This window comes from Dermatophilus congolensis (assembly GCF_900447215.1).
Lineage (GTDB): Bacteria > Actinomycetota > Actinomycetes > Actinomycetales > Dermatophilaceae > Dermatophilus > Dermatophilus congolensis_A.
Window position 1 is genome coordinate 1,855,176 of record NZ_UFYA01000001.1, and the last position, 16,902, is coordinate 1,872,077.

Sequence of the window (16,902 nt, forward strand, 5' to 3'; positions counted from 1 at the left end):
GCAGCTGCTGGGCGCTGCGCATTTTGCTCGCAGCGCCCGGTGCATTACTGCTCGATTGCGCGGTCTTCGACGATTTCGGCGTCGACAACGTCATCTTCGGTGTTGGGAGTGCTTGCTGTGGTTTCTCGGGGCTGAGGCAGGAGCACTAGGCCGTTGAATTCGTTGCTGGGATCGCTGTCCACGATGACGCGCTGCCCGTCTCGTACCTCACCGGCAAGGATGAGCCTGGCTAGTGGGTCTCCGATTTCTTTTTGGACGAGGCGTTTGAGTGGCCGGGCTCCGAATGCTGGGTCGTAGCCGGTGAGTGCGAGCCATTCTCGGGCGGCGTCGGTTACTTCGAGGACGATGCGGCGGTCTTTCAGGCGTGCGGCCAGGGAGTTGACCTGCAGGTCAACGATACTGCCGAGTTCTTCAGTGTTGAGGGGTTCGAAAATCACGACTTCGTCGAGCCTATTAACGAACTCTGGTTTGAACGCTGCCCGGACAGCGCTCATGACGGCGTCGTGTTTTGCATCATCAGTGAGGGCATCTTCGAGCAGGTAGTGGCTTCCCAGATTTGACGTCATGACGAGGATGGTGTTGCGGAAGTCAACGGTGCGTCCTTGCCCGTCGGTGAGGCGTCCGTCGTCGAGGACTTGCAGGAGAATGTCGAATGTTTCTGGGTGGGCTTTTTCGACTTCGTCGAGAAGGACGACGGAGTAGGGGCGACGGCGGACGGCCTCGGTGAGCTGTCCGCCTTCTTCATAACCGACATAGCCAGGAGGTGCTCCGATGAGTCGGGCAACTGCATGGCGCTCGGAGTATTCCGACATGTCGATGCGAACCATTGCGTGTTCGTCATCGAAGAGGAAGTCGGCAAGAGATTTAGCGAGTTCGGTTTTGCCTACGCCGGTGGGGCCCAGAAAGAGGAAGGACCCGGTGGGGCGGTCAGGGTCAGCGATGCCGGCGCGGCTGCGGCGTACTGCATCACTGACGGCGGCGACGGCTTTGTGTTGACCGATGAGCCGTTGACCGATGTGGTCTTCCATGTGGAGGAGTTTTTCGGTTTCCCCTTGCAGGAGGCGTCCTGTTGGGATGCCTGTCCATGCAGCGATGACTTCGGCGATGTCGTCGTAGGTGACTTCTTCTTTGAGCATGGGCTCAGGTGTTTCGGTGTTTTCTTGGTTGCGTTGGGCTTCGTCGATTTCGGCTTGAAGTCGCGGGATTTGGCCGTAGAGCAGGGGCGCAGCTTCATCGAGTTTGCCGTCGCGTAGGAGAATGTCGGCTTTGATGCGCAGGTCATCGAGGGTGGCTTTGAGTTCACCGACTTGGTTGAGGCCTGCTTTTTCGGCTTCCCAGCGGGCATTGAGTGCGGCGAGTTGTTCATTTTTGTCGGCTAGGTCACTGCGCAGGCGTGCGAGGCGTTCTTTGGATGCTTCGTCGTCTTCGCGAGCGAGGTGGAGTTCTTCCATTTTGAGGCGGTCGACGTTGCGGCGGAGTTCGTCGATTTCTTCTGGGGAGGAGTCGATTTCCATGCGCAGGCGGGAGGCTGCCTCGTCGACAAGGTCAATGGCTTTGTCGGGGAGTTTGCGGTTTTGGATGTACCGGTTGGACAGGGTGGAGGCGGCGACGAGGGCAGAGTCGGCGATGGCGACTTTGTGGTGTGCCTCGTAGCGTTCTTTGAGTCCGCGCAGGATGGCGATGGTGTCTTCGACGGTGGGTTCGCCGACAAAGACTTGTTGGAAGCGGCGTTCGAGGGCTGCGTCTTTTTCGATGTGTTTGCGGTATTCGTCGAGGGTGGTGGCGCCAACGAGGCGTAGTTCACCTCGAGCCAGGAGTGGTTTGATCATGTTGCCGGCATCCATGGCGCCTTCGCCGGATCCGCCAGCGCCGACGATGGTGTGGATTTCGTCGATGAAGGTGATGAGGCGTCCTTCAGATCGGCGGATTTCATCGAGGACGCTTTTGAGGCGTTCTTCGAATTCGCCGCGGTATTTGGCGCCAGCAACCATGGAGGATAGGTCTAGGGCAATGAGTTTTTTGTCGCGGAGGGATTCGGGGACATCTCCGGCGACGATGCGCTGGGCTAGCCCTTCGACGACAGCGGTTTTTCCGACGCCGGGCTCGCCGATGAGGACGGGGTTATTTTTGGTACGGCGGGAGAGAACTTGGATAACGCGGCGGATTTCGCCGTCGCGGCCGATGACGGGGTCTAGTTTTCCAGCGCGGGCGACGCGGGTGAGGTCGGTTCCGTATTTCTCGAGAGCGTTGAAGGTGTCTTCGCCTGATTCGGTGGTGACTTTGCCGCCGCCGCGCATCTGAGGGATGAGTTGGTCGATGGTTTCAGCATCGATACCGAATTGGCCGGTGCGAGCGATGGCCAGGAGTAGGTGGTCGGTGGCGATGAATGTGTCGCCCATTGATTCCATGATTTTTTGGGCTTGGTCGAGCATGCTCATGGATGCGCGGGAGAGGTTAGGGCTGGCGACACTGCTGCCGGTTGCTTTGGGAAGTTTAGCTAGTTCGCGTTCAGCGCTGGCGCGAGCGGCGCGTAGGGATGATCCGCTTGCGTCCAGGAGAGGGCCGGTGGTGGTCTCGGGTTGTTCAGCGAGAGCGAGAAGGAAGTGGGCTGGCTCGATGTGCGGGTGTCCCGATGCCGCGGCGTTGCGGGTGGCGGCGGAGAAAGCTTCTTGGGCTTTGGTGGTGAGTTGAAGGTTCATGAGCGTTTGGCTCCTTCTGGGGTGAAAGTTCTAGCCGCGCCGCTTCTGCTCGGCCAGGTCCTTCTGCGCCTGGTGTTTTGAGAATAGCGCTCCTGTTGACATCAACCTCAAGCAACTTGCGTCTATTCCACTCAACTTTGATTTTTTATGATCCGCTCCCCACACGAACGCGGTGTGGTGCAGAGGTTCCCCTCCGCACCACACCGCGTTCACCGCCACACGCCTCCTGTTAGACCGTTCCACTCACGAGCAGAACGAAGGCATACAGCGCTCCTGCTGTTGCGGGGACAAGCCCCCAGAGATTTACGCGGAATCCGTCCCATTCCTCATCACGCACACATACCCAAGAACGGTATGCGGCAATAACGAATGCGAGCATAAAAAAGATGACAGCGATTTTGGAAATACCGAGATAGCGCAAAATAACTGCCAGCGCTACCACAGTTATCGAATAAAGCCATCCGTGTTGGTTTTCCTGGACTGCATTTCTACTCATCACATTGTTTTCCACCGCGACCAAAACTCCCACAGCCTTCTTCAATTGAAAAAATTCAATTACCAAGAACCTGACGCGCAAATTTTTCGAAGGCTGCCTCTTGTCTCCTGCCCCGCATGCAACGACCCCACGCCACGCAGGCAGACACCCCCCGACTTGACATCAAACCTGGCAAAGAGGGGTTCAGTCTATCTAGTTCCCTTGTCGCCCATCAACGCTCCCGCCTTCCTTCTCAGCGCAACCCACCTCACCACTCCCCCTGCGCAACGCAGTCCACCGTCACCGCCACACGGCCTCTACAAACACCCCTCGACCCGCAAAAATCGAACTTCCAGTCCCCCAATACCGAAGAAAACACGCCAACCCTAAGAACAGGAATACACCAAATTCCCATGCATATATCAGGATAAAAACAGGTTTTCTACACAATGCCAGCTGTGCAAAAAATGCATCAACAAACTGATCAGAAATCTTCCATGCCCCACCCCCCACCCAGCATCAGCTAGACAAGGCGACTCCCACACCGCTTTAGGACGACCCCATAGCTGCACCAGGAAAAGTAGGCGCTTCATACGGCGTCCCCTGGTAAACACAGTGGTTAAGCCAGTTCGCATAAAGAAGGAAGGCATGCGCTCGCCACGAGACAATCGGGTCACGCGTCGGATCATCGCCAGGGAAATACCCGTGCGGCGGACGAATAGACAGCCCCCGGGAACGATCTCGCTCCCATTCACTGCGCAGGGTGTCACGCTCGTACTCCGGGTGCCCTGTCACGTAGAACGCACGCCCGTCCTTGCGGCCTGCCAAGTAGAGACCAGCTTCATCGGATTCGGCAAGAATCTCCAGCTCATCTATGAGCGCGACATCGTCGATTCGCGTGGTCGTATGCCGAGAGTGCGGGGCAGGAAAGTATTCATCGAACCCAGATAACAGCGGCGAGGTCGGTTTCACAACACGGTGTTGAAACACCCCAAACATCTTCTCTGAGAGGTCGTATTTAGGGATTCCGTAGTCGACATACAGGGCTGCCTGAGCACCCCAACAAATGTTTAACGTTGAATAAACGTTCTCTTTGGACCACGCGAGAACTTCGGTCAATTCACCCCAATAGTCCACCGCTTCGAAAGGCATCTTCTCCACTGGCGCACCAGTGATAATCAGACCATCGAACCACTCATCTTTGACCTGCGTGAATGTGCGATAGAACGCTCTCATGTGCTCTGGCGGAGTGTTGCGGGTGTTGTGAGAGCTCATGTTGAGCAGAGAAATCTCTACCTGCAGTGGCGTGTTACCCAGCAGGCGCAGCAAATGGGTTTCGGTATCGATTTTTAAAGGCATGAGGTTGAGGATCGCGATCCGCAACGGACGGATATCCTGGCGCGCGGCGCGCTCCTGGGACATAACGAACACGTTTTCCGCTTCGAGCACCCGGCGCGCTGGCAAGCTGTGCGGAATATTGACCGGCATCGTTCCCCCTCGACGATGCACCCCGTATCTCGGCGTGCAGTGACATCCCCAGTGTTCTCATCGGTTGCGAAGTCATTTTCCCGCGATCTATGGGCCACTTCGAAACCACATGTGTTTCGACCTGCTCCATCTTGCTTACCCCATGGATGCAGTAGAGCCCGCCTCGAATGTTCAAGGCGGGCTCTACTAGGGCACATGATGCGTGTTGTTATCGGGTAGGAGGCAGTTGCTCTCCATCGCTGTCTGGGTTCCTCAGAGAACTCTGGTGTTCCTGCGCAATGGGCGGCTCCACTCGCGGCTGGGAACCTGTTGCGGCGCGCTCTTCGTGCTCATCAAGACGAGCACGTGTCTCGGCCAGCTCAGCGGCTTGTTCACGCTCGCGGCGCTCCATTTGGCGACGCTCACGGTGCGACTGGTAACGGCGTTTAGTTGCAAAGAACGCCATCCACACGCCCAACATCATGAGCAGCATCGCGATAGCGCCAAGAACAAACATGGTGGCCGGGGTGATTGACAACGTGTTGCTGAACAAGTCAACGGTCACGGCAGGTGCTGTCCCACCTGAGGCAGCCCACAGGCAAAAACCAGCGATACCAAGGGCCAGAAACATGAGAACCGAACCAAGTACTGCCATACGTGTCTCCTTGCGAGGCTGCCCGAACATGCCGCATGTTCGGAAACGTGAGGTGGGCGATCGCGACCACAGTACCGACCTTCACGAGCAACATCGCAGACCGGCGGCTACTTCTTGGCGCCATCGTTGTGTTTTTGTTCAGATAGAGATGAAGACCTCCTCGAATGCGAGGCGCTTGTTTCGTGGGTGATATGACGCTGTGTCGGCATACCCAACGTTGGCAACGATGAGAGGGAACACTCGCTCGTCTGGGAAGAATTCTTTTGCGATGGAGGGAAAGTCCGCGCCTGTCATCGGGGCGACAGCAAGTCCGGCAGCACGTAGCGCCACGATCCAGTACGCAATTGAGAGTGTGGCGTTGAGATGAGCCGAAGGTGTTCTTTTTTCGCGTCCAAGTTTCTCGAACATGTCGTAGGCATCTTTATAGGCCGGGAACTGTTCTGCGGCGTACTGATGAAAGTCCAGGTCGGCAGCGAAAATGAGAGTCACTGGAGCGGTTCGTGTTTTTTCTTTGTTGCCACCAGACATGTGCTCAACCAGCGCGGCTCGGCGTTGCGGAGATCGTACAGCCAGGACACGCAAAGGTTGCAGGTTCATCGAGGTCGGGCCCCATTTTGCTAGCTCATACACCTGGCGGAGTTGTTCATCAGTGACTGGCTGATCAGTAAATGCGTTGGGGGTGCGGGCTTGGCGGAAAAGAAGATCTTGAGCAGCCTGATCGAGAGCGAAAGCAGTTTGGGTCATCCCCCACCCTAACTCTGGGTTTTCGGGCTGTTCTGCTTTGGAGGAACCGATTCCAAGTGGGGGATGACTATGGAGCTGGCTTTATGTCAGCTTTTTTCCTGCTTTCGCGCCGAGGAACCCGCTAATACTGCTGGCGAAGAACAGGGCGATGAATGCTGCGTGGAGCAGTACAGGAGGGCTAGTGGGGGTGATGGTGTGGTTCGGCGCTGCGTGGGCGACGCCGTGTCCCATGACCCACCATGTCACGAGAGTGAATAGGTAGACCGTGGCGGTGCGGGCAGCGGCGTCAGCAGCGACGCTGAACAGATCTACTGTCCTGGTGGCTCCTAGGGCGGTAGTCACTGCAGTGGTGCGGTGGAAGCTGGCGTTGAGTAGGTAGACCGAGGCAACGCTGAACAGCAAAGATAACGTGATGAGTGGGGCGAGCATGGGGCCGATATCTGCGGCACCAGCGCCACGTATCACGGCTTGAGAAAGGCCATTCTGCGCCCAGGAGCGAGCAGTGGTTACGTTGATGGCGGGGTCGGGCAGTGTTTCTGTCTTCGTAAAGACAGGCAGGGCACGCCATGTGTGAACGGATTCGGGTGGGGCTCCGTCACGAAGTTTTTGCCACGGAGAGCCGGTCAGCCCGTTGCTAGGCGAAGACCATAGCGTTTCTCCTGGCGTGGCAGCGGGGGTGTTGCTAGCCCAGGTGAACAGGGCTTCTCGGGTGTTCTTCTCGGCGTAAGCAATACCGGAGTAACCGCTGGCGTCGGGCCCGATATGGATTAGTCCTACACAGCTGGAAGTGCTGCGGCAGATATGGTCGGCGCTCTGATGGGGCAGTAGCATCCCGTCCGCGGTGGTAGCGACGGCTGCGCTGTGGGTGAACAGGTCTGCTAGGGATGCTCGCTGGATCAGTTCTACTGTGCTGATCATTGAGACCAGAGCAGCGAAGAGCACCACGGCGAATGTGGAGACAGTCACGCTAGATGACAGGCCGAAGATGCGGTCACGGGTCAGGGCAATCCTGGCAGCCCATGCTCCTGGCCAGCGGCGGGCCAGGATCGGCGCGCAGCATACAAGCGTGAATAAGGCTGGGGCGAGCAAGACTGCGGCGATCACCCATATAAGGGCGCCGCCGAAGAGTGCACCCGGGCCGTTGGTGGGAGCGGACAACAGTAAAGCGACTGCGCTGATAACGGCGAGGACACCGGCTGTAGCTCGCAGATAGAACAGCACTGTGTTGCGGCGGCGATGACTTTGTTCTCCGCGGAAGGGACGAGCGCGCCATCCTCCGAATATGGCCAGGAGTGCGGTGAGGGTGGTTCCGGTCAGGTAGGAGAGCGGCCACATTGCTGAGTCGTGGGGTAGGCCGTGGAATCCACCGGTGCGTAGCACGCCATAGCAGCATCCAGTAGGTCGGGACTGCTGCCAAGAGGGCCAGGGGTAGTCCCATCAGAAAGGCGACTAGGGATTGTGTGGCGGTGAAGATGTGGACGCGGGTTGGGCTGTATCCCAGGGCGGTTAGAGCAGCGAGGTCGTCGTCGAATCCGGCTCGCACGACGTCGGTGACGCTGCATGCGATGGCGAACAGTCCGATTGTGGTTGTGAGGAGGAAAATGGTGAGCGCGCCAGTGTTTCCACCACTGGTGATCGAGGCAGTGAGGAGTCCGGTTAAGGCGATCATTCCCGCGGTAGATGCGGCGTAGACAAGTATGGGTGCCAGGAATGCGCGCAGGGTGCGGGTGACGCTCAGCGCGGCTGGGCGTAGAGGTGTGCTCACTGCGGTGTGCTTTCTGTGCGGGCTTGTGCTGGTTCGCTTTTCTGAGTGTGGGTTTCTTGGATCTGTCCGTTGTCGATGGTCAGGATGCGGTCGGCGTAGTTTTGGGCGCGGTTAGTGTCGTGGGTGACGCACATGACGGTGGTATTGGCGTGATGGGCGAGGTCACGTAGACCAGACAGGACGAGGTCGGAGTTGGTGGCGTCCAGTGCTGAGGTGGGTCCGTCTGCCCAGACCAGTGGAGAGCGTCGATAGATGGCGCTGGCCATTGCCACTCGCTGGCGTTGTCCGCCGGACATATGTGAAATTCGAGAGTCGGCGTGGTTGAGGAGTCCTACTGTTTCTAGTGCGTTCCGGGCTGTGTCGGTGTCACGGCGAATACCGGCGATTTCACCGGCTATGAGAACGTTTTCCAGTGCGGTGAGGTATTCCACGACGGATCCTCGCTGGATGAGGTAGGTGCCTTTGCGGCGCACTTGTCGGCGTGCTCGAGCATGCCGAAGGTCCAGGCCTAGGACGTGGACTTGCCCGGAGGTGGCGGGGATAGTTCCAGCACAGACGTCTAAAAGTGTGGATTTCCCGGTTCCGGAGGGTCCGCATATGGCAATGAATTCGCCGGCACGGACATGGATTGAGGGTATGAGGAGCTGGAAAGACGAGCGCGGGTGTTTCACCACGACGCTGTGTAGGTCCACGATCATGGTTCATTCCTACCTGGTAGCGGCAGGGTCGAAAATTTAGTTGTGCCATTGGAGGGGGTCAGTCGTTGTGTGCTGCGGTGACAGTGGTGACGTCTACACCGCAGGAGCACAGTTCAGCGAGGGCTTCGTCACTGATATTGGCATCGGTGAAGACGCGGCCTACCGCTCCGGCTGAGCACAGATGTACAGGGGCACGTGTTCCGAATTTGCTGGAGTCGCTGAGGACGACGATCTCTTCAGCTTGAGCTGCCATGGCGCGGACTGCTTCGGCTCGGGCGATGTCACGACCGGAAAAACCCCGGCCGGTGTCGAATCCGTCGACACCGATGAAGCATGAGGTGACGTGGAAGTTTCTCGCTGCTGCAGCCAGGAGTGGACCCACCATGACTTGAGGTCGGGTTTGGTATTCGCCGCCGAGAACGATGACGCGAGGGGCGGAGGTGTTACGGACGTAGTCGGCGATGAAAGCGGAGTTAGTGATGATGGTGGTGCCGCGGTCTGCGGCACAGAGCTCTTCAGCGAATAGGGCTGCAGTGGATCCTGATTCGATCAAGATGGTTTCGCCGTCGGGAACGGTTTGCGCGGCGGCTCGCGCGATGTGGGATTTCACTTTGAAACCAGAGGCAAGGCGGGCGCGGATGTCATCACCAGCGTTAGCGACCGCAGCTCCATGTTCGCGGCGAAGTAACCCTTGTCGGGTGAGTTCGTCGAGGTCTTTGCGAACGGTGACTTGACTGACGCCTAGGAGTGCAGCGAGCTCACCGACTTCAACACGGCCACGTTGGGTAACGATGTCCAGTGCACGGTCACGTCGGCCGCCGAGGCTTCGGGTAGCGGAGGGGGCGGTTCCTCTTGTTCGCTCCATAGGAGAAGCATAGGCTTTCGTTTGAAATCAAAAAGATTTCGAGTGTAGTGACGTGTCGGTGTGGAAATGAGGACGCGGGTTCACTGCTCATGCAATTTCCCTACCCGATGAAAAGAGGGTTCCCACCGTGACCAATACCGCTCTTCCAGTGATCCCTGCCTCGACAGCACCTACTGATTTCGCTACGGCCGTCCGCACAGCCAAGAAAGACATCATTTCCGAAATCGGTTCTCCTCAAGCTGCTTACGCGTCGATGATGGATCATCTTCGTCCCGTTCTTGAGGAAATCATTGCGTTGCGGGACGCTGGAAAACAGGTGTGGCCGCAGATCGACTACGACCGGATTGCTTCTGGTGCCGTCACCGAGGCAGAACGAGATCTCATCCGGGCGCGTGGCTGCCTGGTAATCCGTGGCCATTTCCCCCGCGAACAAGCTCTGGACTGGGACGCACGTTTAGAGGAATACGTCGACGCTAATGATTTCGCGCGGATCTACCGTGGCGCAGGGGATGACTTTTTCAGCACTACCTCTGCTTCCAAACCCGCGATCTACCCGATCTACTGGTCACCTTCCCAGATGGAGGCCCGTCAATCCTCCCGTATGAACTGTGCCCAGTCGTTCCTCAATCGCCTCTGGAAATACGAATCAAACGGGACCCGGTGGTTTGACCCAGACCGCAGCATTATCTATCCCGATCGCATCCGTCGCCGCGCCCCCGGCAGCAGCAACGGTGGTCTTGGGGCGCATTGCGACTCTGGTTCGCTAGAGAGGTGGCTGCTCCCGGCATACCGCAAGGTGTATTCCGCTCTCTACGTGGGGCGCCCCGAGCTTTACGACCCATGGGATGCAGCTCACCGGCCCCAGATGCACGAGTACGAAGGCGGCACCACCAAATGTTCGGTGTTTCGCACTTTCCAGGGGTGGACGGCTCTGTCTGACATGCGCAATGACCAAGGGGTCTTACACACTGTTCCTGCTCCTGAGGCACTCGGGAGTGTTTTGCTTCGGGCATTACTGCCTGACGTGGCCCCAGACGAGCTGTGTGGTGTGCAGCCCCGTATGGTCTTGGCTGTTCTCGAAAAGTGGCACCCCGAGCTGCATGCCGCGCTGACTCCTATCCCTGATCTACGGGCTGGTGACTCGGTGTGGTGGCACGCCGACGTTATCCATTCTGTCGCTGCGGTGCAGAACCAGAATGGTTGGGGCAACGTCATGTATATCCCTGCGGCCCCGGCGTGTACGAAGAACCTCATTTATGCCCGCCACACGTACCGTGACTTTCTCGCTGGTCGGTCACCGCACGATTTCCCGGCAGAACATTACGAAACCGATTGGTCTGGCAGGTTCACTGCCGAGCAGCTCACTGATCACGGGCGCCGAGCTTTCGACCTGGACACAGTGAATGGGTAATTACTGTCTATCCCGGGCAGGCAGTGTTGAGCCGAAAGGTTTTTTCCTTCGGTAAGCGCACACCTGACAGAGTCCACCTGCATCAACAGGGGTGGGGGCGCAGCAACGCGTACACGGGGCAACTTCCTGTTGGGCAACGGGTAAGACACCTCCCCGCAGTTGATCGCTCCACCGAGCATGCCGACGCACCGTGAGCACGTGTGATGGGCACATCTGGACACAGTGACGGCATCCGGAGCAGGCTGCGATATTTTCGGTCAGCACAGCTGTACTTTCGCTAACAATCTGCAGGTCTAGGGCTTTTTCCGGGCACGTTCGTATGCAGGTGCCGCACGCGTTGCATCCGGGAGCTGCGAGCATCACCGCTGGGGCAGCGGTAGTGGCTGCAGCGGTTGCATCGGGGACGCGGTGCCCGGTGGTTTCATGCAAGTTCACCAGGGCGGTGATGAGGTCACTGTGCTCGGATGCCTGCCGGTGGGGCAGAGTGCTCTGGGATGGTGCGCTGATGAGGGTGCGGCGCGAGACCGGCATGGATTTGCCTTCGAGCAGCGGTATCGGTGTGACGGGGCGGCCAGTGGCAGGTGGCAGTGATGTCCACACCTGGAGCGAAGGGGTGCCTGGATTTTTCTGTTCTGTTTCGGGCGGGGTGGTGTTTGTGTCACGTATGAGGGCCAGGAGGTCATTCATTCGTGCATGCACGTGGTCAGGGCGAGCGCATCCGTTGATGAGCAGACGCACACCGGCGGCGCCATCGGCCAGGATGTGCACCACCTGGCTGCGGCGCACGTGGGCTAAGCATCCTGGTGCCCGGATGACTACCGCTTCTGGGCGGGCACGGGTAACCGCATATGCGGTGTCGTGCGGGTGTGGATGTTCTGCACATATCAGCACCGCTTCGATTCCGGCTGATCTGCTTTGTAGCCACTGTCGTACTGCACCGAGTTCTGTCGTCGCAGCAGGAGCTTGTGGGGTGGTGTGCAGAGTTGGCATCACAGTGGCCCGTTGGGTTTAAGGAGGGCTGGTGCTGCATCCAGGAGTGCAGCGGTGGCAGCGGCCACTGCTTGGTAGAAGGTGGTGTGGGCGCGGGCGCGTACTAGTGCACAAAAGTCTGGTGCCCACGGCAGTAGGTGGGTGGCGGTGAATTGGCGGGCGCCTTGGGCGTAGATGGCTGCGGACTGGGTGTCGTCTTCTTCTAGGCAGTCTGATGCCCATGTGGCTAGGGTTGCGAGGAATTCTAGTTCGAGGCCGATGTGGTCATCGGGTTCTTTGCCTTGTCTGGGTGCGCTGAGCCCATAGTGCTGATACCAGGCGCGCACATCGAGGGTTTCTGGTTCGAACAGCAATCCTTCGGCAGATGTGTGCACTGATTCGTAGGGGGCGGCTTCCATATGTCCCGGGCCAACGAACAGGCGCTGGTGGTCGGCGGCTACGGCGTCTACGTCATGCGGACCAGCGAGGTCGTGTAGTGCCGCCTGGCTTGATGCGTCTGTAGGCGGTAGTGGCCAGGTGTGGGGGAGGTTTTCGGCGTGGAGGTTCTCCAGAACGTCAGCGCCAGCCGGTGCCAGGAACCAGCGAGATAGGGGTGTTGCTGTGGCGGCGAGTTGGATCAGGTTCTCAAAGGCAGGTGGGGCGGGCAGCTGCCTTGTGGGGGTGGTTGAGCCGAGCGTTGGCCAGGGTAGCGGTGTCGGGGTGTTCATATCCCGACCCGGAACATCGAGGTGTAGAACTGCGATCGGGCGATGAACTCGGCAACGAATACGAGGACGAACGCGACAGTCATGACCACTGCGACCTGCTCAGCGTGCCCCCATTGGAGCTGTGCTTTCGTCGAGGTGAGAGTGTCTCCTCCTGATGAATAGGTTCCTGTGTTGGGGTCTGCTAGGCGGAAAAGGAACAGTCCGAGCAGCCCTGCCCCTAGCACAGTCATCGTGAATCGGATGATGGCTGCTGCTCCGGTGTAGGCCTGTGCGCTGTTTAGAGCGATCTGTTTGGGCTCAACTGTCAATAGGTGCGTGAAGATGAGCACGTACCAAGCGATTTGCAGAACGAGTAGCACGATCCCGGCGACAGCGATGCCGCGCAGGCAGCTGAGAATGAGGCGAGTGCCCGCTTCGGAAGCGGCTTTGCCGCCGAGGCGTTCAACGATTGACAGGTGGGCCCGCTTGCGGGAAATCTCTTCCAGGCGAGTCATCATGGGGCTGCTATACATTCCGCGGCGACGCAGCATCGTGACCGTGACGAATGCGGTACCGATAGCGAAGGCACCCAACAGCAGTGTTGTTGTAGCGAATTGAGCGAACGTCAGCCATGTGGCCCATACGGGAACCGTGGGCAGAGAGATGTAAACCATGCTCATCGAGATGATGAGCAGCACTCCACAAGCCGCGGCAACGAATGCGAGCGTCTGCCGTAATGCGGCTGATCCGATTCGGAAAAGTTGGCAGGCTGTGTAGAGGAACCCGGTGCTGGCGAATAGCATGCCCGAGACGATTTCTCGGCTCAGCCACGATGTTTCTAGGTGTCGGAAGACGTTGAAGACGTGGAATACGTCGTTCATGTGGAACGTGGAGGCTCCTAGCCCAAGGAGCAGGGCTGCTCCGACAGCTAGTACGGCTGGGTCGCTGATTTCTTCGACTGCGTGGGTGTCGTAGCCGCGTAGCCGGGCAGCGGTGTTGATCACGCCGAGCACAATGAACGCGCCCACGGACATCTGTGCCAGGACGGTGAACGCGATCATGGGCAGTTCGTGCATGTTCATCGGTTCAGATCTCCTCGAGGTTGGCTATCTCACCGGTTCCGGCGTTCCATTCCTGCGCGTTCTTGTGAGGTTTGACCACGAGGTTGGGGCGGGTGGTCGAGGGGTCGGGCAGGGGTGCGGTGGCCATGCCTGGCCCGAATTTCTTTTTCAGTTCGCTGATTTCTCCCCATGCCAGTGCTCGGGATGGGCAGGCTGCCACGCAGGCGGGGTCTTTGCCGGCTTGGCGGTAGTCGTAGCAACCGTCGCATTTGCTCATGTGGCCACTTTCGGCGTTGAACTGGGGTGCCGAGTAGGGGCAGGCCCATTCGCAGTATCGGCAGCCGACGCATTTGCTCCCGTCGACGTAGACGGTGCCGTCCTCGCGCACTGTCATGGCAGTGGTTGGGCAGACTTCAACGCAGATGGGGTCGGCGCAGTGGTTGCACGAGATTGAGGTGTAGTAGGAGAACACGTTAGGGGTCAGGGTCTCACCCTGTCGGGACCAGCTTCCTCCGGTGTATTCCACAACTCGTCGCCATTTCACGCCTATGGGCAGGCTGTGTTTGTCTTTACAGGCGATTTGGCACGCCTTGCAGCCGTTGCAGGCGCTCTGGTCGAACGCGAATCCCTGCATGAGAGGCCTCTTTTTCTTTCAGTGCTGCGGTTTTAGACGGGGGCGCCGTAGCGCGGTGATGGTGCACCGGCTTGTGTGGGAGCATCGGTGGCTTTAGCGACTTGGGCTAGCACTGTGTGCTGGGCGTTACCTTTGGCGTAGGGGGTGCGGTGCATGCTGGTCAGGATATTGACGGCGCCGCCGTGGTCGGTTCCCTCTGGTCCGCGTTCTAGCCAGGCGCCTTGGGGGACGCTGAGGACGCCGGGCATGATCCGTGGGGTCACCATGACGCGGAGAGTGATTTTTCCGCGGTCGTTCCACACTGCGATGCGGTCATCGGTTTTGATGCCTCGCTCGGCTGCGTCCAGCGGGTTCATCCACGCTTTTTGGGGGTGGGCTTCGCGGTTGTTGGCGAGGTTTCCGTAGGTGGAGTGGGTGCGGCCTTTGAAGTGGTGGCCGATGACTTGAAGTGGGTAGCGTTTGTCCGTTTTCGCGGCGGTCGCGCCCTCCCAGGTGTCGATGTGCATCGGGATGGCGGTGATGACGTCACCGGGTAGTCGAGGCTCGGGGAAAGTCCAGGTTTTCGCCATTTCCCATAGCTGGGTGGAGAAGATTTCGATTTTCCCTGATGGGGTGGGGAGTTTGTTCTTCTCGGGGTCTTCGCGGAAATCTTTGAGCGCTACGGTCATGCCCTCGGGGTTGTGGTAGCGGTGTATGCCTTTCTTACGGAGGGTGTCGAAGTCAGGGAAGTCGGGGTGTTCTTTGACTGTTTCGGCTTGCATGTGGCGAGCCCATTCTTCGAGGGTGCGGTCCTCGGTGAATTGTTTTTCGATGCCCATCCGCTTAGCGATTTCGGTGCACATTTCGTAGGCGGGTTTGGAGTCAAAGAGCGGCTCGATGGCTTTCTCCGCCATGATCAGGTAGGCCATGTCGCCGGTGTATTCGCTGGGAACAAGGTCCCAACGTTCTGCCGTGGTGGTGTCTGGCAGGACGAGGTCTGCCAGGTGCGCCGAAGCCGTCATCTGGTTATCAACAACGCAGATGAACTCTGCAAGTGACTCGTCGGTGAGGATTTTTTTGGTGCGGTTAATGTCGCCGTGTTGGCTGGCGAGCATGTTGCCGCCGTAGGAGAGGATGAACTTAATGTTCGATTTCAGGCGTTCACCGCCGCGTACGCCATCTGAGGTAGCAGTCATTTCGGTACCGCGGGTGATGGCGTCGGTCCAGCTGTAGAAGCTGATTGACGTTTTGACAGGGTTATCGCCGTCGGGGAACCACTTCGTGATGGGCCAGTAGTAGCCTTCGCGTCCGCCGGTGCCGCCGCCGGGGATACCGACCTGACCAATCATGGCGGCGAGGGTGTAGATGGCGCGGGCTTGGTTCTCGCCGTTGGCGTGGCGTTGGGGTCCCCAGCCTTGGGTGATGTTGGTTGGTTTGGTGGTGGCAACTTCCCGGGCGAACGCGATGATGGTGTGTTCGGGGACGCCAGTGATTTTCGCGGCCCAGGCAGGGGTTTTAGGGGTTTTGTCTGATCCTTTGCCCAGAATGTAGCTCTCGTAGGAGTTCCCTTCGGGGATACCTTCGGGCATGTGTTCTTCATCGAAGCCTTGACAGTAGGTGTCGAGGAATTCTTTGTCGTGGAGCTTCTCGGTGATCATCACGTGCGCCATCCCGGCCACGAGGGCGGCGTCGGTGCCTGGGCGCGGAGCGATCCACTGGTCAGCCAGGACGGTCCCTGAGTCGGAGTAGCGGGGATCCACGAGGATTACTTTGAGTCCCTTTTTCTTGGCCAAGAGTGAGGTGTAGGTGTTTCCGCCTCCGGACATGCGGGTTTCTTGGGGGTTGTTGCCCCACAGCACGAGCAGCCGCGAATGTGTGGCTGCGTCTTCGAAAGAGTTCGACATCTGCTCATCGGTGTTACCGAATTGGAAGATCGAGGCCGAGTTGAGGTTGCCGTAGCTGTAGTTGGCGTAATAGCCCAGGTGCCCGCCGAGTAGGTTGAACAGGCGCGGCCACCCGCCGGAGTAACCGAGATGGGCGTTCCATGTACCCGATCCATAGGTTTTGAAGATTGCTTCGTTGCCGTAGGTGTCGATGGTGTATTTCAGCTTCTTGGCGAAAAGGTCAAAGGCCTCGTTCCAGGAGATTTCTTGCCATTTGCCTTCGCCGCGTTTGCCGACGCGTTTGAGGGGTTTTTTGATGCGATCAGGGTTGTAGATGCGCTGGCGCATGTTGCGTCCGCGTACGCAGGCCCGGATCTGCCGGTTGAGTAGTGAGTCGTCGCCGGTGTTGTCGGGGAGAACCCGCATCACTGTTCCGTTCTCTACTTGCAGCCGCAGTGGGCAGCGCGAACCGCAGTTGATCACGCACGCTGACCAGACAGTGCGGCCGTTGACTGCTACGCCTTTAGCTTCGTCTGGGATGGGGGCGGGGCTGGCAGGGGCCTGCGGGCGTGCGCACCCGCTCATCAGGGCGACTCCGCCCCCAGCGATCGCTGACCATTTCAGGACAGAGCGCCGGGCGATTGGCGTTTTTAATGGGCGGGTCTTGTCCATCTGTCCGCATCCTTCACTGACCAGATCGCTGCGTGTTTGCACGTCAAGCTTTTGTTGAACCTGTGAGAGGTTTCTTGATTCTGAGAGTAAAGATGCCCCGGGGTGTAAACCCCAGGTGGGAGGGTTTTCAGGGACTGTTGAGAGATTATTCACAGGCACCAACTGCACAGGCAGCCTGTCTGTGTAGTTGGCCGCTCAGGAGCGCCTTGCTCACCCAC

14 protein-coding genes are annotated in these 16,902 nt (G+C 58.7%); 1 reads left to right on the forward strand and 13 read right to left on the reverse strand.

Going from position 1 to position 16,902, the window contains the following annotated elements; genetic code table 11:
- Positions 1-44: 44 nt before the first annotated feature.
- The 8 genes from clpB to DXZ77_RS08235 all read right to left on the reverse strand — a co-directional run bounded on the left by clpB (position 45) and on the right by DXZ77_RS08235 (position 9,368).
- Entirely contained in the window at positions 45-2,699 is a 2,655-nt protein-coding gene (clpB, locus tag DXZ77_RS08190; protein ID WP_115031294.1) for an ATP-dependent chaperone ClpB, read from the reverse strand.
- 229 nt (positions 2,700-2,928) lie between these two features.
- On the reverse strand, positions 2,929-3,195 hold the full coding sequence (locus DXZ77_RS08200) for a hypothetical protein (protein WP_147279235.1): 267 nt from the start codon (positions 3,193-3,195) through the stop codon (positions 2,929-2,931).
- Between the two features lie 528 nt (positions 3,196-3,723).
- The gene (locus tag DXZ77_RS08210) at positions 3,724-4,662 is read right to left on the reverse strand and encodes a homoserine O-succinyltransferase (RefSeq protein ID WP_115031302.1); all 939 of its coding nucleotides are present in this window, start codon (positions 4,660-4,662) and stop codon (positions 3,724-3,726) included.
- Positions 4,663-4,870: 208 nt separating this feature from the next.
- On the reverse strand, positions 4,871-5,296 hold the full coding sequence (locus tag DXZ77_RS08215) for a DUF1049 domain-containing protein (RefSeq protein ID WP_115031304.1): 426 nt from the start codon (positions 5,294-5,296) through the stop codon (positions 4,871-4,873).
- Between the two features lie 138 nt (positions 5,297-5,434).
- Entirely contained in the window at positions 5,435-6,040 is a 606-nt protein-coding gene (locus tag DXZ77_RS08220) for a malonic semialdehyde reductase (RefSeq protein ID WP_115031306.1), read from the reverse strand.
- A gap of 81 nt (positions 6,041-6,121) precedes the next feature.
- Entirely contained in the window at positions 6,122-7,420 is a 1,299-nt protein-coding gene (locus DXZ77_RS08225; protein ID WP_115031308.1) for a hypothetical protein, read from the reverse strand.
- 381 nt (positions 7,421-7,801) lie between these two features.
- Positions 7,802-8,503, reverse strand: a complete 702-nt coding sequence (locus DXZ77_RS08230; RefSeq protein ID WP_115031310.1) for an ABC transporter ATP-binding protein — start codon at positions 8,501-8,503, stop codon at positions 7,802-7,804.
- A gap of 58 nt (positions 8,504-8,561) precedes the next feature.
- A complete protein-coding gene (locus DXZ77_RS08235; protein ID WP_115031312.1) occupies positions 8,562-9,368 on the reverse strand; it encodes a DeoR/GlpR family DNA-binding transcription regulator in 807 nt (268 codons plus the stop codon).
- Positions 9,369-9,495: 127 nt separating this feature from the next.
- Here DXZ77_RS08235 and DXZ77_RS08240 point away from each other — a divergent pair, with 127 nt between their 5' ends.
- Entirely contained in the window at positions 9,496-10,779 is a 1,284-nt protein-coding gene (locus tag DXZ77_RS08240; RefSeq protein ID WP_220181614.1) for a YbiU family protein, read from the forward strand.
- On the opposite strand, the gene DXZ77_RS08245 is transcribed toward DXZ77_RS08240, so the two are convergent.
- The 5 genes from DXZ77_RS08245 to DXZ77_RS08265 are packed head-to-tail and all read right to left on the reverse strand — an operon-like array spanning position 10,780 to position 16,684.
- Positions 10,780-11,769 (reverse strand): 4Fe-4S dicluster domain-containing protein, encoded by a 990-nt coding sequence (locus DXZ77_RS08245; protein WP_115031314.1) that lies wholly within the window; start codon positions 11,767-11,769, stop codon positions 10,780-10,782.
- Complete coding sequence (locus DXZ77_RS08250) at positions 11,769-12,476, reverse strand: TorD/DmsD family molecular chaperone (protein ID WP_115031316.1); 708 nt, start codon at positions 12,474-12,476, stop codon at positions 11,769-11,771. Before DXZ77_RS08250 ends, DXZ77_RS08245 begins: the two co-directional genes overlap by 1 nt.
- Positions 12,473-13,537 carry a dimethyl sulfoxide reductase anchor subunit family protein gene (locus DXZ77_RS08255; RefSeq protein WP_115031318.1) on the reverse strand — a complete coding sequence of 355 codons (1,065 nt, stop codon included), beginning with the start codon at positions 13,535-13,537 and terminating at the stop codon, positions 12,473-12,475. Before DXZ77_RS08255 ends, DXZ77_RS08250 begins: the two co-directional genes overlap by 4 nt.
- 4 nt (positions 13,538-13,541) lie before the next feature.
- On the reverse strand, positions 13,542-14,150 hold the full coding sequence (locus tag DXZ77_RS08260; protein ID WP_115031320.1) for a DMSO/selenate family reductase complex B subunit: 609 nt from the start codon (positions 14,148-14,150) through the stop codon (positions 13,542-13,544).
- Positions 14,151-14,182: 32 nt separating this feature from the next.
- Positions 14,183-16,684, reverse strand: coding sequence for a DMSO/selenate family reductase complex A subunit (locus DXZ77_RS08265; RefSeq protein ID WP_115032783.1), 2,502 nt, complete (start codon positions 16,682-16,684; stop codon positions 14,183-14,185).
- Between the last annotated feature and the right edge of the window lie 218 nt (positions 16,685-16,902).

Excerpts from the sequence above, each read along its gene's own strand:
- DXZ77_RS08245 (WP_115031314.1), bottom strand. The coding sequence starts at position 11,769 with ATGCCAACTCTGCACACCACCCCACAAGCTCCTGCTGCGACGACAGAA.
- DXZ77_RS08210 (WP_115031302.1), bottom strand. The coding sequence starts at position 4,662 with ATGCCGGTCAATATTCCGCACAGCTTGCCAGCGCGCCGGGTGCTCGAA.
- DXZ77_RS08235 (WP_115031312.1), bottom strand. The coding sequence starts at position 9,368 with ATGGAGCGAACAAGAGGAACCGCCCCCTCCGCTACCCGAAGCCTCGGC.
- DXZ77_RS08230 (WP_115031310.1), bottom strand. The coding sequence starts at position 8,503 with ATGATCGTGGACCTACACAGCGTCGTGGTGAAACACCCGCGCTCGTCT.
- clpB (WP_115031294.1), bottom strand. The coding sequence starts at position 2,699 with ATGAACCTTCAACTCACCACCAAAGCCCAAGAAGCTTTCTCCGCCGCC.
- DXZ77_RS08220 (WP_115031306.1), bottom strand. The coding sequence starts at position 6,040 with ATGACCCAAACTGCTTTCGCTCTCGATCAGGCTGCTCAAGATCTTCTT.
- DXZ77_RS08265 (WP_115032783.1), bottom strand. The coding sequence starts at position 16,684 with ATGGACAAGACCCGCCCATTAAAAACGCCAATCGCCCGGCGCTCTGTC.
- DXZ77_RS08255 (WP_115031318.1), bottom strand. The coding sequence starts at position 13,537 with ATGAACATGCACGAACTGCCCATGATCGCGTTCACCGTCCTGGCACAG.
- DXZ77_RS08260 (WP_115031320.1), bottom strand. The coding sequence starts at position 14,150 with ATGCAGGGATTCGCGTTCGACCAGAGCGCCTGCAACGGCTGCAAGGCG.
- DXZ77_RS08250 (WP_115031316.1), bottom strand. The coding sequence starts at position 12,476 with ATGAACACCCCGACACCGCTACCCTGGCCAACGCTCGGCTCAACCACC.
- DXZ77_RS08200 (WP_147279235.1), bottom strand. The coding sequence starts at position 3,195 with ATGAGTAGAAATGCAGTCCAGGAAAACCAACACGGATGGCTTTATTCG.
- DXZ77_RS08215 (WP_115031304.1), bottom strand. The coding sequence starts at position 5,296 with ATGGCAGTACTTGGTTCGGTTCTCATGTTTCTGGCCCTTGGTATCGCT.